Source organism: Derxia lacustris (genome assembly GCF_002105195.1).
GTDB classification, from domain to species: Bacteria; Pseudomonadota; Gammaproteobacteria; order Burkholderiales; family Burkholderiaceae_E; genus Derxia; species Derxia lacustris.
Map to the genome: position 1 here is coordinate 1 of NZ_MUHU01000044.1, position 7,144 is coordinate 7,144.

7 protein-coding genes are annotated in these 7,144 nt (G+C 69.8%); 2 read left to right on the forward strand and 5 right to left on the reverse strand.

Translation table 11 applies throughout. The annotated features are described in order from the left end of the window. Positions 1–87 precede the first annotated feature (87 nt). From B9P64_RS21575 to B9P64_RS21590, 4 genes are all read right to left on the reverse strand, one after another. The gene (locus B9P64_RS21575; RefSeq protein WP_085318171.1) at positions 88–1,356 is read right to left on the reverse strand and encodes a glycoside hydrolase family 19 protein; all 1,269 of its coding nucleotides are present in this window, start codon (positions 1,354–1,356) and stop codon (positions 88–90) included. A 60-nt stretch (positions 1,357–1,416) separates the two neighbouring features. Continuing rightward, positions 1,417–2,418, reverse strand: coding sequence for a GIY-YIG nuclease family protein (locus B9P64_RS21580; RefSeq protein WP_217808733.1), 1,002 nt, complete (start codon positions 2,416–2,418; stop codon positions 1,417–1,419). Positions 2,419–2,439: 21 nt separating this feature from the next. Then, complete coding sequence (locus B9P64_RS21585) at positions 2,440–2,907, reverse strand: hypothetical protein (protein WP_085318172.1); 468 nt, start codon at positions 2,905–2,907, stop codon at positions 2,440–2,442. Between the two features lie 346 nt (positions 2,908–3,253). Then, positions 3,254–4,531: an MFS transporter gene (locus tag B9P64_RS21590; protein WP_085318173.1), complete on the reverse strand. Its 1,278-nt coding sequence runs from the start codon at positions 4,529–4,531 to the stop codon at positions 3,254–3,256. Between the two features lie 92 nt (positions 4,532–4,623). Here B9P64_RS21590 and B9P64_RS21595 point away from each other — a divergent pair, with 92 nt between their 5' ends. Together B9P64_RS21595 and B9P64_RS21600 are read left to right on the forward strand one after the other, a co-directional pair. Continuing rightward, complete coding sequence (locus tag B9P64_RS21595; protein WP_085318174.1) at positions 4,624–5,202, forward strand: TetR/AcrR family transcriptional regulator; 579 nt, start codon at positions 4,624–4,626, stop codon at positions 5,200–5,202. Positions 5,203–5,219: 17 nt separating this feature from the next. After that, positions 5,220–5,639 carry a GFA family protein gene (locus B9P64_RS21600; protein WP_217808734.1) on the forward strand — a complete coding sequence of 140 codons (420 nt, stop codon included), beginning with the start codon at positions 5,220–5,222 and terminating at the stop codon, positions 5,637–5,639. 273 nt (positions 5,640–5,912) lie between these two features. Here the strand turns inward: B9P64_RS21600 and B9P64_RS21605 are convergent, their stop codons facing one another. Beyond that, positions 5,913–6,968, reverse strand: a complete 1,056-nt coding sequence (locus B9P64_RS21605; RefSeq protein ID WP_085318175.1) for an alpha/beta hydrolase family protein — start codon at positions 6,966–6,968, stop codon at positions 5,913–5,915. Positions 6,969–7,144 lie beyond the last annotated feature (176 nt).

Below are 7,144 nucleotides of genomic sequence, written 5' to 3' on the forward strand. Positions count from 1 at the left end.
GGAGGCGGGGGGGCAGAGAAGTGGGCAAGCTCAGCAAGCCATATGCCAGAAATGCCCGCACACGAGGCAGACGCCCCCGCCGTCGGCTCAGCGGCTGCCGGCGGCCAGCTTGTCGAGCGCCTTGCCGTACACGGCGAGAAAGCGGTCGAGGTCGCGCGTGCCACCCGCCACCAGACGACGCGCGGCGGTGGCGAACTCGCGGTCGTCGGCAATCGTGGCGAGCCTGTCCTGGCGCTTGTAGAACCACCAGACCAGCGCCCGCGCCGCCACCTCCGGGCTGCGCGCATCGTCGGGCGAATCGACCAGCCGGCTGCCGAGCCCGAGCTGTTCGCTGACAAGGCGGTAATTGGCCCGGCCGGTGATGCCGACATAACCCCGGCCGCGATATTTCACGCCGTCGCCGGCCGTGTCGTTGCCCAGATCGCGCCGGCCTTCATAACGCGCGCCCTGCGACACCGGCTCTTCATAGGCCTCGAACTTGGGCGTTTCGACCGCAATGGTGGCAATGATGGCCGCCACCATGCGCGGATCGGAAATGCGGAATTCTTCGAGTGCCGCTTGCAGGAATTCGGCGCCGCCATCGATATTGGCCGCCGCCGATTCGGGAAACAGCGACTTGAGCATGGCCGCATCCACCTTGGTGCTGAGATTGCCGATGGCATCGGCACGCGTCTTCAGCGGTACGGCGGCAGTGGCATCGACGGTCACCGCCCGGCCGATGACGGCCTTCACTTCGTCGATCCGCAATTGCGCCACCGACAGTGCGGCGCTTTCCCGCGCGAGCTTGCCCGACAGGTCGATGCGGCGCGCCTGCAATTCGCGCAGCTTGTCCGGATTGTCGATGTTCTGCTTGATCTCGACATTCAGCGTCTCGATATCGGCGGTGAGCGCAACCACTCGCCCACCCGATTCCTGCGCATGCCGCGCCGCCTCGGTCTGGGCCGAATAGGCCTGTTCCAGCTGGGCCTGATTCTGCAAATACAGCTCATAGCGCTGGCGTGCCCATTGCTGCAAAGGATGGCCCTCGATCTGGCCGAGCGCGCTGTAGAGAATGGCGCGTCCGTCGACCGGCGTGTCCTTGGCGAGAATCAATTGCAGATAGTTCTCGGCCAGCTTGCTGCGCTCGGTGATATCGGCCAGTCGCACTTCGCGCTCGGTTTTCTCGCGTTCGGCGCGCGCCGAATAGATGCCGTCGATCCATGACGAGGTGGTCTGGCCGAGTGCGACGAGCGAGCCTGCGATGGCGGCGAATCGGGTGACGCTCTCGAGCAGCGTCGCGGCAGGGGTGCGAACCGGGGCCGGTGCGGGCGGCGCGGGCGGCGCGGGCGGCGCGGGCGATGCGGACGGGTCGGTCATGAACTCCTCCGGGCAAATCCAGAAGCCGGGCTTCGATGCATTGCGGCATGCATGCCCGACTCAATTGGCATTGAGGCCGAATTGCCGAGTGAGCAGCACTTCCTTCCAGTGCGATTCGCGCCGGAGAATGTCGTTGCCGCTCGCATGAGTATCGGCGATTTCGAGAATTGAATAACGGAAACCCTTGGCACGATCGGCGCCGGCCTCGGCGAGCAGCCTGACCAATTCAACATTTCCGCCATGCCCGGTAGATGCATAACTTTGCCAGCGCTGCCAGATGCCGCCTTCGCCGATTGCACTGCCCACATAAAGCCGGCCGCTCACGCCATCCGAAATGAGATAGACGCCGGCCACGCTCGACAGCGCCGCGCGCCAGGATTCGACCTCATGCCGGACAATGAGATCGAGCTCCGACTTGTCGAGATTTACCGCCTTGAAGCCGGGAAATTCGCCGATCGACAAGCGCTCGGGGAGGATTGCATCGAGCACGAGGCTGCCGGCGCAATTCTCGGCAAGCAGATAGGACTGGCGGCTCGATCGCCGGAAACGCACGACGATTCTTCCATTCATTTCGGTGCATTCGGGCAATTCTTCAAGCGGATAAATCCATTCCGACTTGCCAGGCTGCGCCGCCGGCAGCCCCGACCGGTAAACGCCGGCAAACAGCCAGCGATCCTCGCCGCCATGCATGCGAATGAGCGAAACCACATGTGTACGCTCAAAATTGCGCCGACTTTGCAGGCACTGCCAGGCATTGAATCCGCCATCGAAATAGACCGCGAGCGGATCCTCGATGCCATTGGAGATGGCCAGATGAATCTTTGAATTTCCGGGCGCAATGGCCGGATTCATCATTTGCAGCAAGGGAAAAAGCAGCATGAACAATCGGTGAGAAGAAGCGACGAGCGCCGGTCGTCTGAATTGCCGCGAGTTTGCACGGCGCAGGCCGGTCGCGGCGCGCGATGTCGAGCCGCACCGGTCGAGCGCCTGCCTGCCGCCGGGACAGTTTTTTTCGACGCGCTGGGCGCCGCGGACGGGCTGGCGCCATGAAGGCGGTTGCAAGCGCTGTGCGCGACAGCCAGCTCAGCGCTCCACCACCGGCGCGGCGGTGAACAGCACGTCGGTCTCGGTCAGCTTGCCGTCCCTGGAGAACACCTCGCGGTAGGGCACGGCGCCGCGCCGGCCGTCGAAGAAGGCATTGGCCTGGGCGCCCGAGGCGGTGACAAGGCCGAGTCCGTGGATCGTGAGCATGCCGTCCTCGCCGTAGCGGATGCGGTTGTCGACCGGATAGCCGTCGTTGCCCGGAATCGCGCGGCCGGCTGGCGCCAGCGCCACCACGGCCTCGCCGTTGCGCTTGCCGTCGATGCCGGTGATGCGGTGATAGCCCTCGGCATCGGCCGCGTCGGTGGTGGTGAGCGTGCCGCGCGCGACGATGCCGGGCGCGGTGTAGCTCCATTTCCAGAGCGTGTCGGCGTGGGCGGCGGCGCCGGCGGCGAGCAGCAGCGCCGCGACGGCGGACCGGCAAAGCTTGAGGGCGAGATCGACGGGCATGGTGGCGGCCGGGGCAGAAGTGGGCGGGGCGCCGATTTCACCACCGCAAGCGCCGGCGCGGAGCGCGCACCGGGGCGGGAAAGCCCGCTGTCGCCCGCCCCCACTTGCCGGCGCCCGCCGCCAGGCCGAAGTCCGTCGCGCCGCTGTCGCGCGTGGCCGGCGCACGCAAGCCTGCGACATGGGCCGACGCATTCCGCGCGGACCGTCGCATCACGGAGCGACCATGGAAATCTTTCGCAGCGCAGCGCCCCGCAAGAACACGGGCACCGACGTGGACCCGGCCGGCACCGGCGGCTGGGAGGGCTTCACCACCGCCGCCGGCCATCCGTCGCGGCCCCGGGGGGCTTCAGGTCTTGCCATCCAGGCGCGGCACGAGCCGCACGCGCATCACCGCGCCCGCCGCGATCAGGCAGGCCGCGCCCGCCACCACCAGCGCCGGCCCGTAGCTGAACAGCACCGCGCGCGTCAGCCCCGCGCCGTAGGCCGCCGTGGCCGCGCCGAGCTGATGCGCCGCGAACACCCAGCCGAACACCACGCCCGCGCGCTCCTTGCCGAACTCGGCCGCGCACAGCTTGACCGTCGGCGGCACGGTGGCGATCCAGTCGAGGCCGTAGAACATCGCGAAGCCCGACAGCCCGAGCAGCGTGAAATCCGCATGCGGCAGCCACAGCAGCGACAGCCCGCGCAGGCCGTAGTACCAGGCCAGCAGCTTGCGGTTGTCGAAGCGGTCGGACAGCCAGCCGGACAGCGTCGTGCCCACCAGATCGAACACGCCCATCATCGACAGCACCGACGCCGCCGGCACCGGGCCGAGGCCGTAGTCGCCGCACAGCGAGATGAAATGCGTCTGCACCAGGCCGTTGGTGCTCAGTCCGCAGATGAAGAAGGTGAGCGCGAGGATCCAGAACGTGCGGTTGCCCGACACCGCCGCGAGCGTGCGGAACGGCGCGAGGAAGTCGGCGGCGGGCAGCGGCGCGGGCGGCGCATCGGAGGTCTCGCCGTAGGCGCGCAGGCCGAGGTCGGCCGGATGGTCGCTCAGCAGCAGCAGCACGAGCGCGAACACGCCGAGCGCCGCCGCGCACACCGGCAGCACCGCCGTGCGCCAGCCCACATGCTCGACCAGCCAGGCCGCGAGCGGCAGGAACAGGAGCTGCCCCGTCGCGCTGCTGCCCGCGAGCAGGCCCATCACCAGGCCGCGCCGCTCGGTGAACCAGCGGTTGGCGACCATCGCGCCGAGCACCATCGCCGTCATGCCGGTGCCGAAGCCGAGCATCAGCCCCCACACCAGAAAGAGCTGGCCGAGCGAACCCGCATGCGTGCCCGCGAGCAGCGCGACGCCGATCAGCGCCGCCGCAAAGGCGACCACGCGCCTCAGCCCGAAACGCAGCATGACCACCGCCGCGAACGGCCCCATCAGCCCGAACAGCGCGAAGCGCACCGCGAACACCGACGACAGCGCGTCGGTGCTCCAGCCGAATTCGCGTTCGAGCGGTTGCAGCAGCGCGCCGGGCAGGCCGAGCGCGGCCGAGGTCACGAGCATCGCGACGAAGGTGACGGCGGCGACGATCCACGCGTAATGGATGCCGTGACGCCCGAGGCGGGCGGCGAGGGGGCGGGCGAGCATGGCGGTCCTTCCGGGCGACGGTTGAAAGATTGCGGTCGCAATCTAAATTATGATTGCGCTCATCGTCAAAGACTTTTGCCGGAGGACAGGCCATGCGGGTCACGAAGGAGCAGGCGGCGCAGAACCGGCAGGCGCTGCTCGACGCGGCGGCGCGGCTGTTCAAGGAGCGCGGCATCGACGGCGTGGGCGTGGCCGAGATCTGCGCCGCCGCCGGGCTGACGCACGGCGCGCTGTACAAGCATTTCGCCGACAAGCAGGAGCTGGCCGCCTGCGCGCTCGCCGACAGCTTCGGGCGCGGCTTCGACCGGCTCACCCGGCACAAGGCCGACGCGCCGATGGCGCTCGACGACCTGCTCGCGCGCTATCTCACGCCGGCCAAGCGCGACAACCTCGCCGACGCCTGCCCGCTGCTCGCCTCGGCCTGCGAGATCGGGCGCCAGGGCGAGGCGGTGAGCCGCAGCTATGCCGAGTCCTTCGTCACGCTGCGTGCCGCGGTGCTTGCCGGCCTGCCCGACACACCGCAGCGCGAGGCGCTCGCGACGACGATCGTGGCCGCGCTCACGGGCGCGATGGCGATCTCCCACGGCGTGCTCAAGACCGACCGCGAGCTGGCCGACGACGTGCTCGAATCGGTCGCGACGGTGCTGCGCGGGCTCGGCGCCGCGCGCTGAACCCGGAGGGACGGACGATGACGATGCATGCGGGTGGCTGCCTGTGCGGCGGCGTGCGCTTTGGCGTGACCGGCGAGCTGCCGCCGATCCAGATCTGCCATTGCGGCCAGTGCCGGCGCGCCCAGGGCGGGCCGCTCGCGACCAATCTGTCGCTGCGGCGCGAGCAGTTGCGCTTCGAGCGCGGCGAGGCGCTGCTGCGCGCCTATGAATCGTCGCCTGGCAAGCGGCGCTGGTTCTGCTCGGTCTGTGGCTCGCCGGTGTTCAGCGACCGCGACAGCCTGCCGGGCGTGGTGCGGCTGCGCGCCGGGCTGCTCGACTCGCCGGTCGCGGCGCGGCCGGGGCTGCATCAGCATGTGGCCTCGGCCTGCGACTGGTGGCCGGTCGAGGACGACGGGCTGGAGCGGCACGCGGGTGGCGTGCCGCCGCGGACGGCCTGAAAGCGCTTGCGGCGCAGGCGGGCGCCCGGACCAGCCGCACCGTCGTCCGGTACTGGGCCGACCTCAGCTGCAACTCGCCGCGTCGGACCGCGAATTCGCTGCGCTGGGCGGGTGAGCTGGCACGCCTCGCCGGGTGTCACCGTGAAGCGCCCGCTGACGGACAAGGGCTCGGCATTTCGCTCGCGCGATTTTCGGCAGGCGTGCCTCCAGCCCGGTATCACGCACGAGTTCACGCGGGCTTGCCGGCCGCAAACCCGCGGACCTCTTGACGCTTCACATCCAGGGCGCGGCCGGCGCCAGATGGCGCTGGAAGAAATCGACGATCGCCTGATCGATCGCGGCGGTTTCGCGCTCGCGGTCATAGCCGGGCGGATCGGCCAGCAGCTCGGCGAGCAGGCCGTTGCCGAGCGGCGGCAGCGGCGACAGCAGCGCGCCGTGGCCGCCGTCGGCCAGATCGGCCAGCGTCTCGCAGGGCGTGCAGACGGCGCGGATCGCGTCGCCGTGAAAGGCCGGATGCAGCCAGCGGTCGCGCCGCGCGGCAATCAGCCCGAGCGGCAGGCGCGGCGCGGCGAGCGAATCGGCATCGAAATCGGCGGCATAGGGCACGCCGGCAACCACCGCCGCGATGCGCGGATCGTCATGGGTGTACCAGCTCGCGTCGGCCAGCTTCCAGTCGATGACGGCGCGCGCGACGGTCAGCCGGACGGCATCGAGCCAGCTGCCGGTGAGCCGGGTGGCGAGGCCGACGCAGGCCTGGAAGTCCTCTTCCAGATGGGCATCGCAATGCTGGCGCAGCCGCGCCGGCGACCAGCGCCCGCCGGCCAGACTCAGCGCCGTGTGGCCGCCGGCCGACATGCCGTACATGCCCACGCGGTCGAGCGCCAGCAGCGGCGCCAGCCGGGCGTCGCGGCTCACCGCATCGATGGCGCGCGACACCTCGGCCGGGCGGCGCTTCCAGCTTTCCGGCCCGACGGCGCTCTGGTCGCGCGCGTTGTCGCCGGCGTGCTGGGGCAGCGCCACCACATAGCCGGCCGCCACCAGCGCGATGGCCAGATCGGTGTAGACCCACGGCGCGCCGCCCGAGCCGTGCGAGATGACGATCAGCCGCCCGTTGCCCGCCAGCGGCACGCCGTCGGGCACCACCGTGAGCGTGAACGGCCCCTTGACCACCGCACGCGCATTGCCGGCCGCCGGATGGAACACCGTCACCGGCCCGTCGCCGTCGATGCCGGCGAGCTGGGTCAGTCCGGTGGCGGCGCGTGCCGGCAGTGCCAGCGTCAGCAGCAGCAGCGCTGCGGCGCCCCATCTCGTTGTGCGGGTCAGTGGCATGGCGGTCCTTGTGCGGTCGATGGAGGCAGCATGGTCGCAGCTGCCGCGTGACGTGCGCAGGCTGATTTGTGGCGTGCGGCGCGCTTCGGCCCGACGCGGCGCGCGGCAAGATGAGCCGGCACCGCCCTCGCCCACCCGCCAGGAAGCCGCCATGAGCCTCGCCACCACCTATCAGC

What these genes read in the sequence shown, in the direction of transcription:
- B9P64_RS21600 (WP_217808734.1), top strand. Translation starts at nt 5,220, where the DNA reads ATGACGATGCATGCGGGTGGCTGCCTGTGCGGCGGCGTGCGCTTTGGC.
- B9P64_RS21575 (WP_085318171.1), bottom strand. Translation starts at nt 1,356, where the DNA reads ATGACCGACCCGTCCGCATCGCCCGCGCCGCCCGCGCCGCCCGCGCCG.
- B9P64_RS21590 (WP_085318173.1), bottom strand. Translation starts at nt 4,531, where the DNA reads ATGCTCGCCCGCCCCCTCGCCGCCCGCCTCGGGCGTCACGGCATCCAT.
- B9P64_RS21585 (WP_085318172.1), bottom strand. Translation starts at nt 2,907, where the DNA reads ATGCCCGTCGATCTCGCCCTCAAGCTTTGCCGGTCCGCCGTCGCGGCG.
- B9P64_RS21595 (WP_085318174.1), top strand. Translation starts at nt 4,624, where the DNA reads ATGCGGGTCACGAAGGAGCAGGCGGCGCAGAACCGGCAGGCGCTGCTC.
- B9P64_RS21605 (WP_085318175.1), bottom strand. Translation starts at nt 6,968, where the DNA reads ATGCCACTGACCCGCACAACGAGATGGGGCGCCGCAGCGCTGCTGCTG.